Raw genomic sequence first — 23,275 nt, 5'->3', positions numbered from 1 at the left:
AACGGACTAAAAATTATATTATATGAAGAAACAACATTTGCTATTCATTATTGTAAGCCTACTTTATTCATTGAATACTTTTTCTCAGGATAAAAAAACTCAAGAAACTAAACCTCAGGAATCAAAGCCTCAAGAAGTTAAATCTCAGGAAATAAAACCTACAGAAATAAAAAAAGACACTTCGTACTGGAAAAACAAAACACAATACGGTGCTAATTTCAGTAATGCAGGTTTTAGTAATTGGAGTCCCGGAGGGCAAAATGCTACAGGTTTTACGATTTTTTTTAATACAAAAAGAGAATACACCAGAGATAAGACTACTTGGGTAAACGATTTGCAAATGCAATATGGCTTGCTTGATAATGGAAATGGTTTTAGAAAGAGCATCGATCGTTTGTTCTTTGATTCTAAGGTTGGGCATAAATTATCCACCTACTGGGCTTTGGTGGGTGTCTTTAACTTTCAGTCACAGTTTACCTCAGGATATAAGTACGGAGATGTAGCAGCGAACGATATAAAAATTTCTAATTTTTTATCACCTGCGTATATTACTGAATCAATAGGTTTTGAATGGAAGCCCAAACCATATTTCGGAATGGTATTTTCTCCTGGTGCTATCCGTCAAACAATTGTTACGGATAATGGAGTAAGAGAAAGAGACCCTGTAACTGGCGCTTTACAAGTAGCCTATGGTGTTCATGTAGGCTCGAAATTTAGAAATGATTTTGCCCTTATCCAGATTGTCTCAAATTTTGATAAAGACATTGCCAAAAATATCAATCTAAAATTACGTCATCAGGTTTTTATTAATGCCAACTCGTTGGCTCATATTGATAATAGAATAGATGCGAAAATAGCAGCGAAAATCAATAAATATTTTAGTGCTACTTTTGATTTAATTGTATTGTATGACGACGATTTAAGTACCAAAATCCAGCAGGCAAGAAATTTAGGGCTTGGCTTTTTGTATACATTTTAAGAATTTTCACCATATTAGCATTGTTAACTCGTTTTATAGTTTTCAAAAACACTCAGACAATGCTAAAAGAATTTAGAAAATTTATTGCGCAAGGAAATGTCCTTGATTTGGCAATAGGAGTAATTATCGGAGGCGCTTTCGGTAAAATTGTTACTTCATTAGTAGATGATATCCTGATGCCATTAATAGGAATAGCAATAGGAGGTGAACATTTCGCAGGATTGTCTGTCTTGGTAGGCAAAGCCGAGGTAAAGTACGGAAGTTTTATTCAGGTTGTAGTGCAGTTTTTGATTATTGCTTTTGTGATTTTTATGATTATAAAAGCTGCTAACAAAATTGGATTAACTGATAAAACGATAGACGAAAAATGATAAAGTGATTTAATATCACTCAATGAAGCCCAAAGTGTAATAACTTTGGGCTTTTATTTTTACAAGGGAAATAGTAGAAGAGGGCAGAGATTTTGGTTACTTTGCAAATTGAATTTTTAGAGATTAATAAAAGGCTGTAATATGAAAAAAATCGCAATCTTGGGCGGAGGAGAAAGTGGCGTTGGGGCAGCATTATTGGCAAAAGCAAAAGGCTTTGAGGTTTTCTTGTCGGATAAAGGTGTTTTATCAGATAAGTACAAAGAGATATTGAATCAGAACGAAATTCCTTTTGAAGAAGGAGAACACACTGAAAGCAAAATTCTGGATGCTGATGAAGTAGTAAAAAGCCCTGGTATTCCAGATAAAGTAGCATTAATTCAGAAGTTAAAATCACTCAGGATCCCTATTATTTCTGAAATAGAATTAGCGTCTCGTTATACTAAAGCAAAAATTATCGCTATTACGGGTAGCAACGGAAAAACTACTACTACACTCTTGACCTATCATTTACTAAAAAATGCGGGCTTGAATGTAGGCTTAGCAGGTAATATTGGCGAAAGTTTTGCCAAGCAAGTAATTGAAGATAAGCTTGATTATTTTGTATTGGAACTTAGTAGCTTCCAGTTAGATAATTGCTTCGAGTTTAAAGCTGATGTTGCTATTTTGTTGAATATCACGCCCGACCATTTGGATAGATATAACTACGAATTTCAGAACTATATTGATTCTAAGTTTAGGGTATTACAAAATATGACGCCAACTGATAATTTTATTTTTTATCAGGAAAGCGAAGCATTAGCTAATGAACTGACTAAAAAAACATTTCCTATAAATTATCTACCAGTTTCATTACAAGAAAAAGTAGCTGAAGGAGGCTATTTTCTGGATGAAAACATAGAGGTTACTTATCAAGGTAATCATTTTTCATTTCCTCAGGCAGATTTACCTATCAAGGGATCCCATAATGCTATTAATGCCATGTCTGCTATATTAGTAGCCAAGGTATTAGACATAGAAAACGATAAAATAACGGAAGGACTCAAGACTTTTAAAAGCGTAGAACATCGCCTAGAGCCTTGTGGAGAAGTAGGCGGTGTAAAGTTTGTGAACGATTCAAAAGCAACTAATGTAGATTCTGTTTTTTATGCATTAGGAAGTTTCAACGAGCCAATCGTGTTGATTATGGGTGGGGTTGATAAAGGAAATGATTATAGTCAGATTGAAGCCTTGGTAGAACAAAAAGTAAAGGCCTTAATCTGTATGGGTACGGATAACCAAAAGCTACTAGATTTCTTCGGGAAAAAAGTGCCCTTGATTTTTTCAGTGGATAGCCTAACAAAAGCCGTAGATTTAGGACAAGAAGTTGCTAGTCAGGGAGACGTAGTGTTACTTTCCCCTGCTTGTGCAAGTTTTGATTTATTTAAAAATTATGAAGACCGCGGTCGTCAATTCAAAGAAGCCGTAGCAGCACTGATAATTGCTTAAAGAGAAATTTCATTCAAAAATATTAGTAACAAATGGTGACAAATTGGTTAAAGGATAACCTAAAAGGTGATCATCAAATATGGACGATTGTAGCTACTTTATCAATGATAAGTATCATTGTAGTAGCAAGTGCTTCGGGAAAATTAGCGGTGATGGTGAATGGTGGAGGTATTTTTTATCATATCATCAAGCATATTATTTTGGTATCGTTGGGACTTGGCTCTATGTGGTTTTTTCATCGATTAGACTATCATCGTTTTGCGATGTATTCCAATGCAGGCGTAATTCTGTCTTTCGTGTTATTGATTTATGCCTATAAATTTGAACAAGGAATTAATCACGCCAATCGTTGGATTCACGTAGGCGGATTAACTTTCATGCCCTCTGATTTAGCGAAATTGTCTTTAATCACCAACTTGGCAGCCATGCTGGCCAAGCGACAGCACGTTAATTATACTTTCAAAGAAATTTTACCAATGATTATCAAAATCATTTTGGTATGTTCGGCCATTGCACTTACTAACGTTTCTACGTCTCTACTTTTATTTACTACTTGTTTTTTATTGATGTTTTTTGGGCGAGTTCCCAGTCAATATTTGCTCATGGCCTTAGTAGGTATTTTTATTACCGCTACTTTGCTGGTCATGACAGGAACGGGGAGTCGTATTGAAACGGCTCGAAATCGTGTAATTAACTTTGCCAGCAATTGGAACGGAAATAAACGCAAGGATGCCTCGCAGACTACTGACTACCAAATAGAGCGAAGCTTTTATGCCATTGCTAATGGGGGTATTGTAGGAAAAGGACCGGGAAAAAGTCAGCAACGATATTTTTTGACAGAATCTGAATCAGATTTTATTTATGCCATTATTATTGAAGAATGGGGCATGATTGGTGGAGTCGTTGTGTTGGGACTTTACCTCTGGTTTTTGTACAGAGGCATGAAAGCTGTCGATAGCTCTGGACGAGCCTTCGGTGGATTGCTTTCAGCGGGACTAACCTTTAGTTTAGTCATCCAAGCCATGGTACACATGGGCGTTGCTACAGGACTTGGGCCTGTAACAGGCCAAAACTTACCTTTACTAAGTATGGGAGGTAGCTCGTTGTTATTCACTGGAGCAATGGTAGGCATTATTATTGCAGTCAGTAGAGACAAAGTGAAAAACCCAATTTTATAGGATAGCTAAGCTATTTGTGTTTAGTCAGCAACATATATTTTAGCATACAATCGCCTAAAAAGTATTACCTAATCAATCACTTTTTAAGCACATCATTAATAAACATTCAAATGACAAAAGTCATCATCTCTGGTGGAGGAACAGGCGGACACATATATCCAGCCATTGCTATTGCTAATGCATTAAAAGAAATAAATCCTGACATTGAAGTTTTGTTCGTAGGAGCAGAAGGAAAAATGGAAATGGAAAAAGTGCCTAAGGCAGGTTATCCCATTATTGGTTTACCGATTGCAGGTATCAATCGTTCTAATGTATTGGCTAACCTTAGTTTTCCACGGAAATTAATAGCCAGCTTAAGCGAAGCACGAGCTATCATCAAAGATTTCAAACCTGATGTGGCGGTTGGTGTAGGCGGATATGCTTCTGGCCCTTTGCTATTGGCGGCTTCTATGATGGGTATACCTTATCTGATTCAAGAGCAAAACTCTTATGCCGGTGTTACAAATAAATTCTTGGCTAAAAAAGCCCGAAAAATTTGTGTGGCCTATCCCAAAATGGATGCCTTTTTTGCGGCTGAAAAAATAAAAATGACAGGAAACCCTGTCAGAAAAGATATTTTAGAAGTAAAATCAAAAAAAGACGAAGCATTAAAACATTTTGGACTAGAGGCTGATAAAAAAACAGTATTGGTCATAGGAGGAAGCCAAGGAGCGAGGACAATTAATGAAGCCATTGATGCAGGCTTGACCAACTTAGTGGGTGCAGGTTATCAGGTTGTTTGGCAAACAGGGAAGCTTTATATCGAAAGAGCCAAAACCACCGCTAGTGTTTTCAAAGGACAAGTATATGTTTCTGATTTTATTTATGAAATGGACTTAGCCTATGCTGTGGCAGATGTAGTAGTTTCTAGAGCAGGAGCTTTGTCGGTTTCAGAATTGTGTTTAGCCGCTAAACCAGCTATCCTAGTGCCTTTGCCTACAGCTGCTGAAGACCATCAGACGATGAATGCTATGAGCTTGGTGAATAATGATGCCGCTATTTTAGTGAAAGATATTACTGCCCGAGAAACCCTTGTGAAAACAACGATAGATTTGCTCCAAGATGAAGCAAAGCAAGCTGTTTTGAGTAAGAATATTCATCAGTTAGCCAAACCAGAGGCAGCCAAAGAAATAGCGGGAGAAGTATTGAAGTTGATTAAAAAGTAAAAGCTAATGGATGTTTTATGCGAAAGGTTATTCAATCTTCGTTCATTACTTAATCGTAATTTATATCCTGAATATTTTAATGAATAGAAAAATATTATTGTTCATTTTAGGCTTTTGCTTATGTATCAACAATTTTTTGAACGCCCAGTCGATTGCTGGTGTATGGCAACAAGTAAATGCAAGTGGCAATACAGCAACCTTGATTTGCACTGAAAACTATTTGATGTTTGCTGTGTATAAAGTAAGCGACAAAAAACTTGTCAGTAGTGGTGGAGGGAGCTTTGAAATATTGAAAGCTGATGCTAAAACAATTTTGTCTTACAAAAGAGATTTCAACACAGAAGATTCTACCTTGGTTGGTTTAACAGTAGCCAATATATTTTCTATCGACAATAAAAAATTGACAGTTGTTCAAGGCCCTTTAGCAGGCACTTGGTCTCGGATAGAAGAAAAGGCTAGCCCAACACCTCTGTCAAAGGCTCTCTGGCGATTACGGGCTAAGGAAGATAAAGACTTTAAAATGCAAACAGTATTTAAAGGACCTTTTAAAACAATAAAACTGTTATCAGCTGAACACTTTCAGTGGGTGAGTTTCAATATTGATACTCATCAATTTTTTGGCACTTTTGGAGGTGTTTTCAGTAAAAATAAAGATAAATATAGTGAGAAGATTAACTTTTCATCTAAAAATATCAAAGAAGTAGGTACTTCCTTCCAATACGATTGTGTACTAAATGGCAAAGATTGGATTCATGCTGGACAAACATCAAAAGGTGAAAGAACCCATGAAATATGGGAAAAAGGCTATTAATCATTAAGCTAATCATTTAAGCTTTAAACACTAAAAACATGAGTCATCCCAAATTTTCTCTTAAAATAGTGGGTCTAAAAGATTTTACAGGTTTTTGGTTTTATACTCATCCTTACTTTTTGCCTTGATGCAAAAAGTAACAAAAAAATCAAGAATTCCTAAACTCGCTTCGCTCAAACAGTAGGAATTCGGTGTTTATCAATCACAAAAAAGCGGTCTAAAAACTAATTTAGACCGCTTTTTTGTGACTTTAAAATTCGGAATGACTCATGTTTTTGATTGTTAGACAAAAAAAGTATAACCTGTGCAATCCAATCATCAATGTACTGCGTAGATATGTTTGAAAGTGTAAGAATTGAATTATGAAACAATATGAATTTTAAAATAAACATCTGCCCGCCATGCAAAAGTTGAAAAAAATATTCAAAGTAACGAGCATAATCATTTTAAGCCTTTTTGTTGGTTTTGTGATTTATGCGAACTGGGAAGAACCGCCACTTGCTGATCGCTTAAATTTAAAGCCAATTTCCCTAGCTGTTTTTAATCTTAATCATGAATTATCTGTACAAGATAGCTTAGACATCGCCAATAAACTATCCACTAACACAGGTATTACTGCTGCCACAGTAAATCGTATGGGAAGAACAGTTAGTGTCACTTTCCACAAAGATGAAACCTCAGAAGAAGCGCTTAGTAAAGCGATTACTTCTGGGGGCTTCAGTCCAACAAAAGTAGATTTTACAGCTTTTAAAGGGCCACAATGCCCAGTACCGACCGAATACATAGATTTTATATTAGGAGCCAAGAAAGCTTTATGCTTCAGATAATATATTTATTCCATTACCCATCCCATTTTAACCGATATCCTTCGTCTATATTACGTTAATTATTATTACTCACTAGTTGTTTTAATTATTCAGCTCTCTTTTTGCTCGTACATTTCTAAAACTAATCGTGAAAGTTAGGCATCTCGAGCGTGCACTACTTTTGCAATCATCGGTAAAATTTTAATAACATGAAAAGAACAATGCAACTATGGGGAGCTTTCCTCATGGCAGGGATGCTTGTGTTTACATCTTGCAAAAAAGATGAAGAAGTAGTAGCACCAAAATCTCTGTATGAACGCCTCGGCGGAAACACAGCTATCTCTGCCGTTATCGATCAATTTATTGCCAATGTAGCTGCTGATGCTAGAATTAATGCTTTTTTTGCAGATGCTGCCGCTGACCCCGCACGTTTGACTAGATTACGTAATAACCTGATTAATCAAGTTGGAATGGCTACGGGAGGGATGGAAAAATACACAGGACTTGATATGAAAACAGCTCATAAAGGAATGGGAATTGAAGAAACTCATTTTAATGCGTTAGTAGAAGATTTATCTTTATCATTGGATAAATTCAAAGTGCCTGCTACTGAAAAAACAGAATTGTTAACGGCCTTAGCAGCCATGAAAGGCGATATTGTTGAAGGTTCTACGAGTGTTTATACACGTTTGGGAGGAAATGCTGCGATTACGCTAGTTATCGATGATTTTATCGGAAAAGTAGCTGCAGATACTCGTATTAATTCATTTTTTGCAGCGGCGGCGGCTGACCCCGCTCGTTTGAATCGTTTGAAAATGAATCTGGTAAATCAGGTAGGACAAGCTTCTGGTGGACCAGAAAAATATACTGGCAAGGATATGAAGACAGCCCATAAAGGTATGAACCTAACAGATGCCCATTTTAATGCATTGGTGGAAGACCTTACGGCATCTTTGGTGAAATTTAAAGTTGAGTCGAGGACTAAAATTCAGTTATTGACAGTTTTAGCAAGTTTAAGAGGAGACATTGTAGGACAATAATTTTACTGCTAAAGGGTAAAGGATTTTTTAGAACAGAATATAGTATTCCATCTCATGAATCCCTTTACCCTTTTTCGTTAATTGGTATATAGTTAAAAGCTATTGTTATATATAAATTATCAATTTTTACTATTGAAAATCATTGCTTAATTTTGTTTTAGGTTTATAATGCATATAAAATTGCTAACGAATATTAACAATAAAGTTGACAAAAATCAGTTTCGAATATTTAAAACACACCTACCTTTCGGGCAGAATTTAAAAGGCTTAAAAATTGTACTTTTTTTAGAAATAAAGCCAAAGAATAGGGTTGTTATTTATAAGTATTCTAAATTATTGATAAGTATAAATAATTAGCCATTATTAGAACCAATCATAATCATTCGTGTTGTAATTTTACACAATTATTCAATTTGTGAAAATATGGCACACAGTGTTACAAATTGTTTAATTGTATAGCTACTCACAGAGGCAATTAAACCCTCATTGAAGCGAATCGGAATTGTAAGGAGTCATGGAAAATATTTTCAAAGCATTAAGTTTATCATATAAGTCTGCCCCTTTAGCGGTGCGAGAACAAGTAGCTCTTACTGAGGAGGAAATTAAAAGTTTCTCACTTAAAATCAGAGATTTGTTTGGCATTCAAGAAAGTCTTGTAGTTTCTACTTGCAACCGTACCGAAGTATATTACGTAGCCGAACAGAACATCACGGCAGAATTAATCAAAGTATTATTAATTGAAAAAGGAATTACTGATACAGCATTATATTTTGATTATTTCCATCAACTAAATACACAATCAGAGGCTGTTCAACATCTTTTTGAAGTAGCAACAGGTTTGCATTCAAAAGTAGTTGGTGATTTACAAATACCTAACCAAGTTAAACAATCTTATCAAATCGCTGCTGATTTGAATATGGCTGGTCCATTTCTTCACCGTTTGATGCACACTATCTTTTTTGCTAACAAACGCGTTGCACAAGAAACATCTTTCCGTGATGGTGCAGCTTCAACTTCGTATGCAGCGGTAGCTTTAACGGAAGAAGTAACTAGAAATATCAATAATCCAAAAGTATTAATTTTAGGGTTAGGCGAAATCGGTATTGATGTTTGTAAAAACATGGCAGACCAAGAATTTGCAGAGATTACAGTAATGAACCGTACTCGTGCAAAAGCAGAAAAAATTGCTACTGGTCGTAATTTCAGAATTGCTGATTTTGCTACGTTAGAAAGAGAAATTAAAAGAGCCGATGTAATTATTTCTTCTGTAATGATTGATAAACCAATCGTTACCAAAGAATTGATTGAAAAAATAGGTATTCTTACGTTTAAATATTTTATAGATTTATCAGTTCCTAGAAGTGTAGAAGATAACGTAGAGGATATTCCAGGAGCATTAGTATATAACATCGATAGCCTACGAGTACGTGCTGATGAGGCATTAAAAAGTCGTTTAGCATCAATTCCTCATGTACAACGCATCATCACAGAAGCAATTGTAGGATTCGATGATTGGTCGAAAGAAATGGTCGTTTCGCCAACAATTAATAAATTGAAAAATGCTTTAGAGCAAATTCGTAAAGAAGAGATGGCTCGCCATTTAAAAAACCTTTCACCAGAAGAGTCTGAGAAAATCGAGAAAATCACGATGGGAATTGTTCAAAAAATTATGAAGCTACCTGTACTTCAATTAAAAGCAGCTTGTAAACGTGGAGACGCAGACCAATTAGTAGATGTCATCAATGAACTATTTGATTTGGAAAAACAATCAGATACTTCAGCTTATAGTCATAGTCACTAATAGGAGAGATATAATACTTTGAGAACCTGCGAATTATTTCGCAGGTTTTTTGTTTTTAGGTAAATATACATTTCAACACTATGCTTATAATTCGCAGATTAGTTCGTATTCTTCCTTTTGTATTGTTGATATTATTAGCGATATGGGCTTGGGAGAAGTTTAAAAGTTTAAAAAATCCTTTTGGTGATACTGAGCCTGAGGTATCGCATAGTGTATTGCTACAAAAAATAACTTCAATGGGGAAATTGGAGTTGGTAAAATATAACTTTAGAGATGTGGTAGAAAGCCGTATTAAAAAGAATTTTTTGCCAGATGCCAAAGTATTGCTAATTGTAACGGGCGAGGCCACGGGATGTTTGGATTTGACTAAGATTAGAGTTGCCGATATTACCGAACAAGATAGTGTACTGGTAGTTCATTTGCCCGAACCAGAGATTTGTAATTATAAAATTGACCATTCGAAGTCAAGAGTTTATAATACTGAATACGCTTTTATGGATGAAGCAAAACTAATAGATGATGCTTTTAAAAAAGCAGAAGTACAAGTAGCACAATCAGCCAGAGAAATGGGGATTTTAGACCAAACAAAAAAATCAGCAGAACAGATTTTAAAACCATTTCTAGAAACAGTATCGAAGAAAAAAGTAATTTTGAAATATGCGATGAAAGATAAAAAAAGAGAATTGGGTTAAAAAAAATAGTGGATTAGTCGTCATCAACTAATCCACATAATATTTATCTATGTCCGAAAATAGCAAAACCTACTCTTACTAAAGTAGCACCTTCCTCCGCAGCAATTAGAAAATCACCTGACATTCCCATGGAGATTTCTTTTAACTGAAAGTTCTCTGTTTCAGGATATTCTTGTTGTAGTTCATCAAAAAAAGTCTTTAAACTTTTAAATTCTAACCTAATTTGATTCTCATCATCAGTGTTAGTAGCCATGCCCATTACACCAACAATTCTGATGTTTTTCATGCTGTTGAATTCTTTAGCATTTAAGAGTTCTTTGGCCTCATCTTGTGATAATCCAAATTTTGTTTCTTCCTCAGCAATATAAATTTGCAATAAACAGTCAATTATTCTATTATTTTTAGTAGCTTGTTTATTAATTTCCTGAAGTAGTTTTAAAGAATCAACAGAATGTATCATCGTTACAAAGGAAGCCATATACTTTACTTTATTGCTTTGTAAATGACCAATCAGATGCCATTCAATATCTTTAGGCAGTATTTCCCATTTTTCAACCATTTCTTGGACTTTGTTCTCACCAAAGATTTTACAGCCAGCTTGATAGGCTTCTTCCAAATCAGCAATGGGTTTGGTTTTAGTGACAGCTATCAAACGGGCAGATGTGCCTTGTAACTGTAACTTGATATTATCTAAATTTTTTGCGATGCTCATTCCTCAAAAATTTTGGTAAATACTTGTATTTTTGTGTTATCGGGGTAAACAATTAGTTTTGCAAAATTAAACCAAACTTATAACGTTTAAAGTTAATACAACCATAAATTATCACATACTAGCCAATGGAGGAGTATAATCCAAATAGACAAAGTGAACAGAAACTTAAAATCGCCGTTGCTGTATTGATTATTTTAGTAACAGCATTAGGGTTTTTATATTTCAGAGAACGACAGTTTAATAAAAGAAATGATGAACTCGGTATTTTACAAGCAAAGGACTTATTAGTCGCCACTACTAAATTAGACTCCATTGAAAACCAATTAAATACCAAAATAATTGAGATTAAACGGTTAGGAGGGGACGTAAGCGAGCTAGTTCGTGCTAAACAGCAATTGCAAAAAGACAAAATAGCCTTACAGAAATCAGAAGGATTTTCGATGAAAAGGTATGAGTCTAAAATCAAGAAGTACCTTACTTTACTCGGCGAAAAAGACAATGAGCTAATTAACCTAAGGAAAGAGAACGGTATTTTAGTCGCCATGAATGATTCGCTCAGCAAAGAGGCTCAGGCATTACTTGAAGATATTACGTATGCCCAAAAAGCGTTGAACGATTCTGCTATCAATTATACGCTTCGCCAAAAAGAATTATCAGAAAGAAATAGAGAGTTATCCGAGAAGGTCTCGCAAGCATCGGCTTTGCATGCTGAAAGTATCAATGTATATGCGATTTCTACGAAAGGAAAAGAAAGCGATGGGGGTGTGTATAAATCAAAGAAGGTTGATAAAGTAAGAATCACTTTTTATTTACAAGAAAATCCTTTGACAAGTCGTGAAGCAAAAGTAATCTTTTTAAGAATCATTGACCCACAAGGACAGTCGATTGCGGATATGAGCACTGGTTCAGGCAGTTTTACGTATAAAAATAAAGAGGTTACCTATACTGCTAAACAGAAAATTGTTTACGATAATAGTCACCAATCTGTTGAGTTTGTATATAGCCGTGGACAAGCCTACAAAGAAGGCAGACACACCATAGAACTATACGCAGAAGGCTATAAAATAGGAGATGGTTTTTTTGAAGTAAAGTAATAAAAACATGAGTCACCCCGAATTTTTCTTTGAAGTAATGAGTTCTAGAGGTTCTGTATGCATTATAATTTAGTCCTTACTTTTCTTGTCTTGAAACAAGAAAAGTAACAAAAGAAATTCAAGAATTCCTAAACTCGCTATCGCTCAAACAGTAGGAATTCAGTGTTTATCAATCATAAAAAAGCGGTCAAAATTAGTTTTTTGACCGCTTTTTTGGATTTAAAAAATTCGGGATAAATCATGTTTCATTTCTTCAAAGCAGAAGGCGTATAACCGTATTTCTCTTTGAAAGCTTTGATAAAATGAGACACACTTTCGTAGCCTATTTCCATACTGATTTCCGAAACATTTTTCTCCGTTTTTTCAATCTGTAAACTAGCATATTCCAGTCGTTTATTTTTTATCCACAAAGCAGGAGTCGTATTGAACTCTTGTTGGAAGTCTCTTTTAAACGCAGATAAACTTCTTCCTGAAAGCCTTGATAGTTCTTCTAAAGACAGCGGTTTTAAGTAATATGAATTCATCAAAAAAGCTAAATCTGGTTTTTCTCCTTTATACAAGCTAAATAGGATAGATTTGAATTGTTTAGAATGGTCTATTTCCAGGATATGCAAAAGTAATTCTTGGAGTTTTAATCGTAAGAAGTGATTCAAATATTGGGTTTCATGATGAAAGTATGGGAAAATAGATTCTGTGAATTTATCTAAACTCTCCGTGATTTCTAACACCAATAGTTCGCTGGCATTATTCCACATTCCTTGCAAAGTTTGGCTACGCTGGTATTCTTCAAAGAGGTCAAGATGTTGACTAACAAATTCTTTCAGAAGTTTTTCATTAAAGAAAAATACTAAGCTTCTGTAGCTTGCATCAATCGTTTCTTGCATCAGGTAATATCCCCTCGGAATAAAAACAACACTGCCTTTTCGGACAAGGATAGTTTGGCTAGGCAAAGTAAAACGTTTTTCGCCATCTAGTACAAAAATCATGGCGTGTTCTTCAAAAAACACTTCGTTTTTTAGTGGTGGATCTTGATCGCGATAAGCAACGAAGGTCATATCCTGAATTTTCAAGGACTGAAATTCACCAGCGTGTATAAGGGAAGGGACTCTAATCATGGCAAAAATTTATACATTTCTTTTGGTATTTCAATAGTGTTTAGGCAGAAAAATTGAATCTCTATGATGCATTTTTTACAATGCCCTGTCCTGAAGTTGAACCTTTGTTAAGAGTTTTTAACTTTTTGAATGCAACATTCTACATGAACTTTGCATCTTCTTAACAAAATCATCAAAACACTAAACGCTATGATCTTTAAACCTACGTTATTTGTATTATTCCTACTTATTACCATTCAGACATTCGGGCAGTCAACTATCTCAGGAATAGTAGTTGACGAAAAAAAGCAGGCTGCTTCGTTTGCTAACATATTAATTTTGAATGAAAAAGATTCTACGATGCTAAAGGGTGCTGTAGCAGATGTAGATGGTAATTTTACTGTTTCACAAATCCCTCATAATACCTATTTGCTATCCATTACTGCTATTGGGTACAAAAAATATTATCAAAAAATTGATGCACGTGCCAATCTGAATGTTGGAAGTATTCAACTGGCATTAGAGTCCAAAAATCTTGCGGAAGTAGAAGTAACTGTTAAGAAGCAATTAATAGAACGTACGGGCGATAAAATGATTATGAATGTGGATGCTAGCCCTGTTACTTCTGGTTTGAATGGCTTAGAACTCATGGAAAAAGTACCGGGCGTTACGGTAGATAGAAATGCTGAGACGATTAAAGTAAATGGAAAAGCTGGCGTAATGGTGATGATTGATGATAGAAAGACCTATCTGAGCGAAGAACAATTGGCTAATTTCTTGAAAACTTTAAAGAGTGATGACATTGATAAAATAGAAGTAATCACGAATCCATCAGCCCGATACGATGCTTCGGGTACTACGGCAATTATCAACATCAAAACCAAAAAAGGAAAGAATTTTGGGACTAATTACATTGTTGATATGGGGGTTGGCTATAGTAATTATAAAGAATATGGCAGTTTCCCTAAAAACAGTCAGGGAATTACGATGAATGCTAAGAAAGGTAAATATACTGTTTATGCCAATCTTAGTAGAAATTATATGACTTGGCTAAATGCTGCCAATGAATACCAAGAATTATTTAAAGGAGACCAAGTTGTTGAAACCCGTAAAAACATTGGTAAATCTTTAGGAAGTGGCGAATCGTGGTCATCTAAGCTCGCCTTTGATTATGACTTTAGCAAGAGTACAAGCCTTGGCGTTTCGTTACAAGGAGCTATTTCTGATAACCCAATACAAAGAACAACTAATCAAGTTAATACACAACAGACGACTACGCAGTTCATTGAGATGCTACGTAACAGAGAATATAATAATAAGAATTTTCTGATTAATACTCACTGGAAGCAGACCTTTGATACGTCTGGAACAGTATTAAATGTTGACTTCGACATTATTGTAAATAGAACAAAATCTAACGATAATTTTCAAACATCTACTATATTAGAAAGTCAACAAAATATAGTAAAAAACCAGATTATTGCTCCCGATAATTCGATAACTTATGCTTTTAAAGCAGATTTTGTTAAAAATATTACCAAAAAAGTAAAGTTAGAAACAGGGTTTAAAACAAGTTTTTCAGATAGTGAAAAAGACTTTAATGACAATTTTAGAGACAACGGAGCATTGGTAAATTCTTATTTCCGTTTCAGACAGAACATCAATGCGGGGTATTTTATGCTAAATACTGAATTAAGCAAAACGTTGAACTTACAAGTAGGCTTACGCGGAGAACAGACTAATAATTCAGGGAAAGACAGAGCAGGGCTTGAGCTTTCTGCACAAAACTATTTCAATTTATTCCCTACGCTTTCATTGAATAAAAAAGTAACCAAAGACTATGCTATTTCTTTTGGTTTCTCAAGAAGAATAAACAGACCAGATGCTAACAATTATAATGTGTTCAATCGTTTCTTTTCGCCACAACAGTATGGAAGAGGGAATCCTAATTTGTTACCATCAATCCAAAACAAAGTTTCTTTAACACACACCATTAAAGATGCCTTTAGCTTTAGTTTTGATTATGTAAAAGTAGATCAATTCTTTTCTCAAGTATATGACCTTGACACTACTTTTATCACAGGGCGTAGATATATCCGTGAATCGGTTGAAAACGTAAATGGAAAAGTATCATGGTGGAGCTTCAGTACATCTTTACCATTTAATCTTACCAAATGGTGGAATGTGAATGTTAATATTTGGAGCGGTATCAATGTGTATGATTACCAAAGAGAGAATGCTGTAGTAAATGTCAATCAGTTTTATAGTGGAGTTTATATTCAACAAACATTTACGCTTAACAAGACATTATCTGCCGAAATTTCAGGTTATGTAAACTCTGGAGAAACATGGGGTTTTGAAACCAATAAAGCACAAGGAGCTTTCGATTTGGGTATCAAGAAATTCTTATGGGATAAAAAAGGTACACTGAAAATTTCTATACAAGACCCAGCCGATTTGAATCGCTATAGAAATGTAGCCAGAACGCCAGAGTTGATTTCAACAGGAGAATACCGTTGGGATAACCGCAGACTAAGAATCAATTTTACCTATAATTTTGGTAATACTAACGTCAAAGTAAATCAACGTCCGAACGATGGCGGAGGCGACGGAGACAAAGGGGGAGGCAGAAATTAATCGAAATATTTTGCTTTAATCTTGCGTTCCAAAGCTATATCTTCTAACTTCAACATTCACAGAGAAATTGCTGATTTTCAGTTTTTTCTCTGTGAATTTTTTTTATACTCAAAGCTATGGAAACTCTTCAATTAACTATCCAGCATCATATTGCTCATCTTATTATCAATCGTCCTGATAAAGCTAATGCCCTCAATCAAACAGCATGGAATGAAATTTTGAATGTATTTACTGAACTTGACGAAAATCCTGAAGTAAGAGTAATTGTCTTGGAGGGAGGTACAAGCAAGCATTTTTGTGCAGGAATTGATTTAAGCTTGCTGATGTCGGTTACGCAAACACAAACGCCTTGTGATGCTCGACGAAGAGAAAAAATACGGAAGGATATTTTAAGCCTGCAAGCACCCATCAATGCCATTGAAAACTGTTCAAAACCTGTCTTAGTGGCTATTCACGGAGGTTGTATTGGCGGAGGCGTAGATTTGATTTGTGCGTGTGATATGCGTTATTGTACAGACGACGCCTATTTCAGTATTAAAGAAATTGATATGGGGATGGTAGCAGATTTAGGCACCTTGCAAAGATTGCCCAAACTCATTAGCGATGGCTTAGTACGAGAAATGGCCTATACAGGTAGAAATGTAGATGGCAAAGAGGCGAAAGAAATCGGGATAGTAAACCGCACCTTTAGCGATAAAGAAACGATGTTGACAGAAGTAATGAAATTAGCGGAAATGATTGCCCAGAAATCTCCTGTAGCTATCAGAGGAACCAAACATATTTTATTGCATACCCGTGACCATTCAGTAGCCGATGGATTAAATTATATGGCTACTTGGAATGCTGGTATGTTACTTTCAGCCGATTTGCAAGAAGCTTTTGAGGCTAAAATGACAAAAAGAGCGACGAAATTTGAAAATTGAATAATAATGTACTCCATATACCTTAGTATATTTGTGAAGAATTGACAGACAAGGCTTTTATGCCAACAACTTATGCTAACGAAGTTACAAATAAAAAACTATGCTTTAATTGAGCATCTCGTACTAACCCCTGATGTTGCCTTGAACATTGTTACAGGTGAAACAGGTGCGGGAAAGTCTATTATGTTGGGTGCCATAGGATTGTTATTGGGCAATCGTGCTGATACTCGTACACTTTTTAATCCTAACGAAAAATGTATCATCGAGGGCGAATTTGATGTTTCTGGCTATATTATCAAGAATATTTTTGAAGAAGAAGAATTGGATTATGATGAACATTGCGTGATTCGCCGTGAGATTTCCCCACAAGGCAAAACCCGTGCTTTTGTCAATGATACGCCTGTAAATTTGGAGACACTTCGCAGAGTATCCACGCAATTGATGGATGTGCATTCACAACATGATAATTTACTATTGGGTGCCAACGACTATCAGCTAGAAATAGTAGATACCTTTGCACAAAATCATGAACTGTTAGATAGCTATAAAAAGGATTATCAGGCTTTTTATAAGGCACAAAGAGTATACGACCAGCTGAAAGTAGAAGCAAAAGAAAGTAAAAAAGAGTTTGATTATAATGCATTCTTATTAGATGAACTGCAAAAAATCAAACTAAAAGCGGGCGAATTAGAAGTATTAGAACAAGAATTAAATAAGCTAGAGAATGCAGAGGAGGTAAAGTCAAAGTTACTATTATCTGCTGAGTATCTTAATGCAACCGAACAATCAATCATCCCATTGTTGACTTCAACCTTGGCGAATTTGAATAGCATAAGTGCTTTTGGTGAGCAATATTTACAATTAAAGCAACGCTTGCAAAGCTGTTTGATTGAGCTAAAGGACATAGCAGTAGAAATAGAAAATGAGGCGGAAGAAGTAGAATTGGATAATGAAAAAATCGCTACCATTCAGCAACGCCTTGATATCATCTACAACCTTTTACAAAAACATCAAGTAAAAACAGATGTTGAATTGTTGATTATTCAGAAAGAGTTAGAGCAAAAAGTAAATAAAGTACTCAATATCGACGAGGCTGTTGAAACAGCAAAAGCCGAGGTAGAGAAAACGGAAAAAGAAGTACTGAAAAGTGCTGAAGCTTTGTCAGCCTCAAGACTTTCGGCTTTACCTATTATTGAAAAACAAATAGCTGATTTGTTGAAAGACTTAGGAATGCCTAATGCTAGCTTGAAAATAGAAAATGAAATCATCAAGCCTTCGCCAATGGGTATTAATGTGATTAATCTTTTATTTTCAGCCAATAAAGGAGTTAAGCCACAACCTATCAAAAATGTAGCCTCTGGCGGTGAATTTAGCCGTTTGATGTTGGCGATAAAATACATTTTGGCGAATAAACGAGCGTTGCCAACGATTATTTTTGATGAAATTGATACAGGAATCTCTGGAGAAGTATCTATAAAAGTAGGGAATATGATGCGAGAAATGAGCCGAAATCACCAATTAATAGCCATTACCCATCTTCACCAAATTGCAGCGCAAGGGTCAGCACACTATTTTGTGTATAAAGATAATTCTTCAGATAGAACGGTTTCGAGAATTAGAAAATTAACCAGCGAAGAGCGAGTAATGGAAATAGCCCAAATGATTGGAGGCGAAAATCCATCCAGAGCTATTGTTGAAAATGCTCGTGAAATACTAGGAAAACACCTTGTCAGTTAAAAATATTGACACAACTCCTAAACGTTAAGGCTTAAAAGTTTGTTATAAAAATATCACATTTCAAACTAAATACCATCAATATGAAGAAAATACTGTTGCCAATTTTAATGCTACCGTTTGTTTTTGCCTGCTCGAAGTCAGAAGACAAACAAAAAAAGATGATAGAAGAAGTAATGGCTGTTCATGATGAGGTAATGCCCAAAATGGATGAAATTATGACTTTAAAAGGGCAGCTAGACTCTGTCGCTAAAGTATCACCTGATTCACTAAAAGCAAAAGACTTGTATGTAGCCTTGGATTCTGCGGATGTGCAGATGATGAATTGGATGGAGAAATATAATCCTGAAGAAGTAAAGGGCAAATCGGAAGAAGTAGTAGTAAAATATTACGAAGAAGAGAAAAACAAAATTGTAAAAGTAAAAGAGTTAACGAATGCTAGTATAGAAGAAGCAAAAGCTTTTTTGAAAAAATAGCCTTCGTGCTTGAAAATTATTATGAAGATAAATGTTGTTCAGTCTTTGTCAGTAATCTTTTTAGTAGTTGCTTTAGCGGGTTGTAGTAAAGCTCCTAAAGAATTACCTTATTTAGGTAATAAAGAACCTATTAAAAAAGTGGTTGATGGTGGTAAAGAAGTGGTTGATACACTTTATCATACCATTCCAGATTTTGAATTTATTAATCAAGACTCTGTGAAAATTACACAAGAGTTTGTTGCAGGAAAAATTTATATAGCAGATTTCTTTTTTACGACTTGTCCTACCATTTGCCCAAAAATGAAAACGCAGATGTTAAGGATTTATGAAAAATATAAAGATAATCCTGATGTAGTATTATTATCGCATTCTATTGACCCACGTCATGATACCCCTGCTGTTTTAAAAGAGTTTAGAAGTAATTTAGGTATCAAAGGCAATAGTTGGCAAATGGTTACGGGCGATAAAGCTAAAATATATGAAATAGGACAAAAAAGCTATATGGTCTCAGCTGCTGACGACCCTACTCAGCCCGGTGGCGTAGTACATAGCGGAGCCTTTATTTTGGTAGATAAAAATCGCCATATTCGCGGTCTTTATGATGGGACTGTTGCTGCAAAAGTAGATAATTTGATGGAGGATATGGAGATACTTTTAAAAGAAACAAGTTCAAATAAATAATTACATTATTGAAACACATTTTGATGTCACCCAGATATATTACCAATAAGCTTAGTTTTGCGTTGTGCTTAATTACCCTGTTTGCCATGACTGCTTGTGATAGCAAAGAGGAGATTAAACGAAAACAGTATTATGTAGACGGACAGGCTTTGTATAAAACGCACTGTGCGAATTGTCATCAAGAAAAAGGAGAAGGCTTGGCAGGATTGTATCCACCGATTGCAGGTTCTGATTTTTTGACAAAGAATAAAGAGTTAGTACTATGTTCGATGCGAAATGGTTTAATGGATACCATTGTAGTAAATGGTAAAACGTATCATCAGCCAATGCCTGCTAATACGCAATTACAAGCACTCGATGTAGCCGAAATAGCAACATTTATTTACAATGAATGGGGAGGTGAAAAAACGATAACAGGTGTAAAAGATGTTGAGAAAATATTAGCTACTTGTAAAAATAAAGTAGAATAAACATGAGTCATCCAGAATTTTAAAATCATAAAAAAGCGGTCGAAATTAGTTTTTCGAGCGCTTTTTTGATTTATGCATACAGGTTATCGTTCCGTTAGGAACACTATATCGGTAGAAGAAGCATCCTATTAATCCTCCAAGCCCCATCGGGGCGAAATATTTCGCCCCGATGGGGCTTGGAGAGAATGTTATTTAGCAAATATAACTACCGATATTTCGCCTCTATGAGGCTATTTTGTCAAACTCCCCTATTTTAAGAGAAATTCGGGATGACTCATATTTATGGTAAACTTTTCACACTCACTACCCCTGTTACTTTTCTGATAGTATATTCCGTAAAATCCTGATTTGAATCCATCCCTATGCCGTGTAGGATATTTTCGGGTGTATTTACATCGACAGGCTTATCTGTATAAATCCTCTTGGTATCTGGGTTCCAGTATAGTTCGTCAGTAGCTAAGGTCTCGTGTTTTATCTGGTTGTTGATTAGTACCCTTCCCATGATGTGATACACATTTCTCATACGAATATACCTTGCTGAATCACTCCTTAAAGTAGTACTGTTATTGCCCTGTTTATCAAAAAAGAAAACCCTTACTTCATTTGGATACACCTTATCTTCATTCGGCATCGTCAATTGGCTTTCTGTTGACATTCTAACAACCAATCTGGCAGAATCTGAATAAACCATGTTTACACCATATATTTCTGAGATGGGGCCATTATACATCTTTTTGACGATTTCTTTTTTCTCTTCATAGCAAGCTGTTAGGCAAATACTCAATAAACCGATGAGGACGAATAAAAATGGGCGTAAAACAGATTTGACAACCCTTGTCGGAGTTGTCAAATCTGGAAATAGCTTAATGTATATTTTTAATTGATTCATACAATCAGAATAATTAATCAATTTTTGGTTTACGGAACCAGTAAAAGTCACCTAACGAGAAGCCCACCACTACTTTACTATATTGTTCTTCTAATCCATTGCTCGAAAGTACCCCTCTTTTTCCTCTCACAAAAGCAATGTTTACATACGAAATAGTACGCAAAGGCAATGATACTCCTACCGAAAAGCTCATGTCTTTGGCTGCTTCATTACCATTATAACTATAAGGAGATTGTGTATAGTTAGCTCCCACACGATACATCACGTGATTGAAATAACCAGAAATAGCATCAAACTTTGGAATATACTCAGCACCAACTGCTACAGTATAAGCATCTCTAAGTCCTTCCGATGAACCATATAAGTTTTTATAGCCAGTCCATTTTGTCGTAGAGTAATCTACTGAGACCACTAATTTCCCTGGTTTTTCAAGGCTAAGTCCAAATTTATAATTGGCAGGAAGCGTTATACTTCCATTCGGATTTGATAGGGTATCAGCATTAATAAGGGTAATACCTGTGGCATCATAAATGTCGAATCCGCCAAGATTTTTTAAACCAATCTTTTGGGCAAATTCAGCTGTTGCACCCACATTCAAAAAGTATTCTTTGCTGATTTTTGGTCTCCAAAGATAGCCTAATTTAAAATGGACACTTGAGTAATTAGAGCGGTCAAAATATTTTACTTGATAGTTTTGTCCATCCGTAAGATTTTGAGTGGTAATATCTCGGTTGATTACACCGAATAGATAAGAGGTTTCAAGCCCCAAATACATATTTTTAGTAATTCTTACACCATTGCTGACAATTGCTTTACTAAGCCCACCATCACCATTGTAAGTAAGCGTCGAGCTATCTGTTCCGATTACATTCAGTCTTCTTGATGTAACTGTTTTATAGTTTACGTTAGAGTAAGGGGTTAAACCCAACGCTAATGTCCAACGAGGCGAAGCAGGTAAAGATAATATTACAGGGCCTAACGTTCCGTTATAGGTATTAGAACGCTGTTTGCTGTCTTGCATCGCTTTGAATTCGGTATTTACACCCATTTCAAAAACAGTATAGCGATTTCGTGCTAACACGGCTGGATTCAATGTATTTACATAAATACCATTAGAACTAGCAACGCCTAAGCCACCCGACATTGAACTTACTGCTGTTCCACCATTGTAAATTTCACCAATTCCTAAAAATGAAAAAGGAGAGTTCGTTTCTTGAGCTTGTGTTGAATGAAATGCCAAAAGGCAAGAAACAGCAAAAAATAAACGAGAAAATGATGTGAATAAGAATTTAGAAGCAAGTGCTTGATTGTAATTTTTTCTATTTACAACCCTTGAAGGGATTGTTGCTCGCATAAAATTTGAAATACTATTTATTTTGTTCGACATTATATTCTAAAATTCTGTTAAGTCCAATCAGCACCAACTCTGGAATTACAAAGTTCGGGTATTTTATGCGGTTTGCAAAGAATGTAGCATCCCCGCCACATAAAATGACGTTAATTTTTGTTAAAAGCTGATTATATTCTTCAATAAATCCATTAATCTCAGCAGTTATGCCGTTCATTACGCCACTTTGCATGGCATGTGCTGTACTTTTACCTAAAATAATAGGGGCTTCTGTTGGTTCTAATAACGGCAAACGTTTCGTAAAAGTATTCATAGCAGTAAAACGCATCCGTACGCCAGGGGAGATAATGCCACCATGAAAGTTGTCTTTAGTGTCAACCAAATCGTAAGTAATACAAGTACCCATGTCGATAATCATGGCATTGTTTTCAGGAAAAACCACTCTGGCACCAATCGCCGCAGCAATGCGGTCGGCTCCAAGGGTTTCGGGCGTATCATACAATTTAGTGATTGGTACTAGCGTGGTATTTTTTAAAAACAACAATTTTGCCTCAGTATTATCAAAATCCTGCCTTAATTGCTCTTCTGAATAACTAACTGTAGAAATAATAATATTGCTTGGCTTCAAATGTGTCACATATTCCAACAATGCCTGATATGTAAAAGAGCCTTTTGTTTCTATCAGTTTTCCTTGTTCAAAAAGACCAATTTTAGCAAAAGTATTTCCTAAATCTATAGCTAAATTCATATAAAATAAAAGGTGAAAAATTACCTCAAGAATAATTTTTCACATAAAAGTGAAAGTACATCGTTTAAAATAAAAGCAAATTTTACAATTTTGGGAACGAG

The 23,275-nt window shown here is 35.4% G+C and carries 22 protein-coding genes; 17 read left to right on the top strand and 5 right to left on the bottom strand.

The window, feature by feature from the left end:
• Positions 1 to 22 precede the first annotated feature (22 nt).
• The 10 genes from AC07N0_RS03945 to AC07N0_RS03900 all read left to right on the top strand — a co-directional run bounded on the left by AC07N0_RS03945 (position 23) and on the right by AC07N0_RS03900 (position 10,368).
• On the top strand, positions 23 to 979 hold the full coding sequence (locus AC07N0_RS03945) for a DUF3078 domain-containing protein (protein WP_494588195.1): 957 nt from the start codon (positions 23 to 25) through the stop codon (positions 977 to 979).
• Positions 980 to 1,038: 59 nt separating this feature from the next.
• Positions 1,039 to 1,350: a large conductance mechanosensitive channel protein MscL gene (gene mscL / locus AC07N0_RS03940; protein WP_494588194.1), complete on the top strand. Its 312-nt coding sequence runs from the start codon at positions 1,039 to 1,041 to the stop codon at positions 1,348 to 1,350.
• Positions 1,351 to 1,491: 141 nt separating this feature from the next.
• Positions 1,492 to 2,835 carry a UDP-N-acetylmuramoyl-L-alanine--D-glutamate ligase gene (murD, locus tag AC07N0_RS03935; protein WP_494588193.1) on the top strand — a complete coding sequence of 448 codons (1,344 nt, stop codon included), beginning with the start codon at positions 1,492 to 1,494 and terminating at the stop codon, positions 2,833 to 2,835.
• Between the two features lie 32 nt (positions 2,836 to 2,867).
• A complete protein-coding gene (locus tag AC07N0_RS03930) occupies positions 2,868 to 4,013 on the top strand; it encodes an FtsW/RodA/SpoVE family cell cycle protein (protein ID WP_494588192.1) in 1,146 nt (381 codons plus the stop codon).
• A 110-nt stretch (positions 4,014 to 4,123) separates the two neighbouring features.
• Entirely contained in the window at positions 4,124 to 5,218 is a 1,095-nt protein-coding gene (gene murG / locus AC07N0_RS03925) for an undecaprenyldiphospho-muramoylpentapeptide beta-N-acetylglucosaminyltransferase (protein ID WP_494588191.1), read from the top strand.
• A gap of 79 nt (positions 5,219 to 5,297) precedes the next feature.
• Entirely contained in the window at positions 5,298 to 6,029 is a 732-nt protein-coding gene (locus AC07N0_RS03920; RefSeq protein ID WP_494588190.1) for a hypothetical protein, read from the top strand.
• 401 nt (positions 6,030 to 6,430) lie between these two features.
• Positions 6,431 to 6,856 (top strand): heavy-metal-associated domain-containing protein, encoded by a 426-nt coding sequence (locus tag AC07N0_RS03915; RefSeq protein ID WP_494588189.1) that lies wholly within the window; start codon positions 6,431 to 6,433, stop codon positions 6,854 to 6,856.
• A 188-nt stretch (positions 6,857 to 7,044) separates the two neighbouring features.
• The gene (locus AC07N0_RS03910; protein WP_494588188.1) at positions 7,045 to 7,875 is read left to right on the top strand and encodes a group I truncated hemoglobin; all 831 of its coding nucleotides are present in this window, start codon (positions 7,045 to 7,047) and stop codon (positions 7,873 to 7,875) included.
• Between the two features lie 514 nt (positions 7,876 to 8,389).
• Entirely contained in the window at positions 8,390 to 9,676 is a 1,287-nt protein-coding gene (gene hemA, locus AC07N0_RS03905; RefSeq protein WP_494588187.1) for a glutamyl-tRNA reductase, read from the top strand.
• Positions 9,677 to 9,756: 80 nt separating this feature from the next.
• A complete protein-coding gene (locus tag AC07N0_RS03900; protein WP_494588186.1) occupies positions 9,757 to 10,368 on the top strand; it encodes a DUF4230 domain-containing protein in 612 nt (203 codons plus the stop codon).
• 43 nt (positions 10,369 to 10,411) lie between these two features.
• Here AC07N0_RS03900 and AC07N0_RS03895 read toward each other — a convergent pair whose 3' ends face one another.
• Positions 10,412 to 11,080 (bottom strand): YggS family pyridoxal phosphate-dependent enzyme, encoded by a 669-nt coding sequence (locus AC07N0_RS03895; protein WP_494588185.1) that lies wholly within the window; start codon positions 11,078 to 11,080, stop codon positions 10,412 to 10,414.
• Between the two features lie 125 nt (positions 11,081 to 11,205).
• Between AC07N0_RS03895 and AC07N0_RS03890 the strand changes: the two genes are divergently transcribed.
• Complete coding sequence (locus AC07N0_RS03890) at positions 11,206 to 12,174, top strand: DUF8428 domain-containing protein (protein ID WP_492800913.1); 969 nt, start codon at positions 11,206 to 11,208, stop codon at positions 12,172 to 12,174.
• Between the two features lie 245 nt (positions 12,175 to 12,419).
• On the opposite strand, the gene AC07N0_RS03885 is transcribed toward AC07N0_RS03890, so the two are convergent.
• On the bottom strand, positions 12,420 to 13,289 hold the full coding sequence (locus tag AC07N0_RS03885) for a helix-turn-helix transcriptional regulator (RefSeq protein WP_494588184.1): 870 nt from the start codon (positions 13,287 to 13,289) through the stop codon (positions 12,420 to 12,422).
• A 189-nt stretch (positions 13,290 to 13,478) separates the two neighbouring features.
• On the opposite strand from AC07N0_RS03885, the gene AC07N0_RS03880 reads away from it, so the two are divergent.
• From AC07N0_RS03880 to AC07N0_RS03855, 6 genes are all read left to right on the top strand, one after another.
• A complete protein-coding gene (locus AC07N0_RS03880; RefSeq protein ID WP_494588183.1) occupies positions 13,479 to 15,905 on the top strand; it encodes an outer membrane beta-barrel protein in 2,427 nt (808 codons plus the stop codon).
• A 116-nt stretch (positions 15,906 to 16,021) separates the two neighbouring features.
• Positions 16,022 to 16,828: a crotonase/enoyl-CoA hydratase family protein gene (locus tag AC07N0_RS03875; RefSeq protein WP_494588182.1), complete on the top strand. Its 807-nt coding sequence runs from the start codon at positions 16,022 to 16,024 to the stop codon at positions 16,826 to 16,828.
• Between the two features lie 72 nt (positions 16,829 to 16,900).
• Positions 16,901 to 18,565 (top strand): DNA repair protein RecN, encoded by a 1,665-nt coding sequence (recN, locus tag AC07N0_RS03870; protein ID WP_494588181.1) that lies wholly within the window; start codon positions 16,901 to 16,903, stop codon positions 18,563 to 18,565.
• Positions 18,566 to 18,645: 80 nt separating this feature from the next.
• The gene (locus AC07N0_RS03865) at positions 18,646 to 19,038 is read left to right on the top strand and encodes a hypothetical protein (RefSeq protein WP_492800908.1); all 393 of its coding nucleotides are present in this window, start codon (positions 18,646 to 18,648) and stop codon (positions 19,036 to 19,038) included.
• 21 nt (positions 19,039 to 19,059) lie between these two features.
• Positions 19,060 to 19,719 carry an SCO family protein gene (locus tag AC07N0_RS03860; protein WP_494588180.1) on the top strand — a complete coding sequence of 220 codons (660 nt, stop codon included), beginning with the start codon at positions 19,060 to 19,062 and terminating at the stop codon, positions 19,717 to 19,719.
• A gap of 23 nt (positions 19,720 to 19,742) precedes the next feature.
• Entirely contained in the window at positions 19,743 to 20,189 is a 447-nt protein-coding gene (locus tag AC07N0_RS03855) for a c-type cytochrome (RefSeq protein WP_494588179.1), read from the top strand.
• A 280-nt stretch (positions 20,190 to 20,469) separates the two neighbouring features.
• Here the strand turns inward: AC07N0_RS03855 and lptC are convergent, their stop codons facing one another.
• Genes lptC through AC07N0_RS03840 form a run of 3 tightly spaced genes read right to left on the bottom strand, consistent with a single transcriptional unit; the run spans position 20,470 to position 23,174 of the window.
• Positions 20,470 to 21,078 carry an LPS export ABC transporter periplasmic protein LptC gene (gene lptC / locus AC07N0_RS03850; RefSeq protein ID WP_494588178.1) on the bottom strand — a complete coding sequence of 203 codons (609 nt, stop codon included), beginning with the start codon at positions 21,076 to 21,078 and terminating at the stop codon, positions 20,470 to 20,472.
• Positions 21,079 to 21,091: 13 nt separating this feature from the next.
• Positions 21,092 to 22,432, bottom strand: coding sequence for a BamG family beta-barrel-assembly machinery protein (gene bamG, locus AC07N0_RS03845; protein ID WP_494588177.1), 1,341 nt, complete (start codon positions 22,430 to 22,432; stop codon positions 21,092 to 21,094).
• A 13-nt stretch (positions 22,433 to 22,445) separates the two neighbouring features.
• Positions 22,446 to 23,174, bottom strand: coding sequence for a type III pantothenate kinase (locus AC07N0_RS03840; RefSeq protein ID WP_494588176.1), 729 nt, complete (start codon positions 23,172 to 23,174; stop codon positions 22,446 to 22,448).
• Positions 23,175 to 23,275 lie beyond the last annotated feature (101 nt).

Source organism: Arcicella sp. GW821-FHT09D11 (assembly GCF_059416265.1).
The sequence above is the reverse complement of the archived record's forward strand: the minus strand, read 5'-3'. Positions and strand labels throughout refer to the sequence as shown.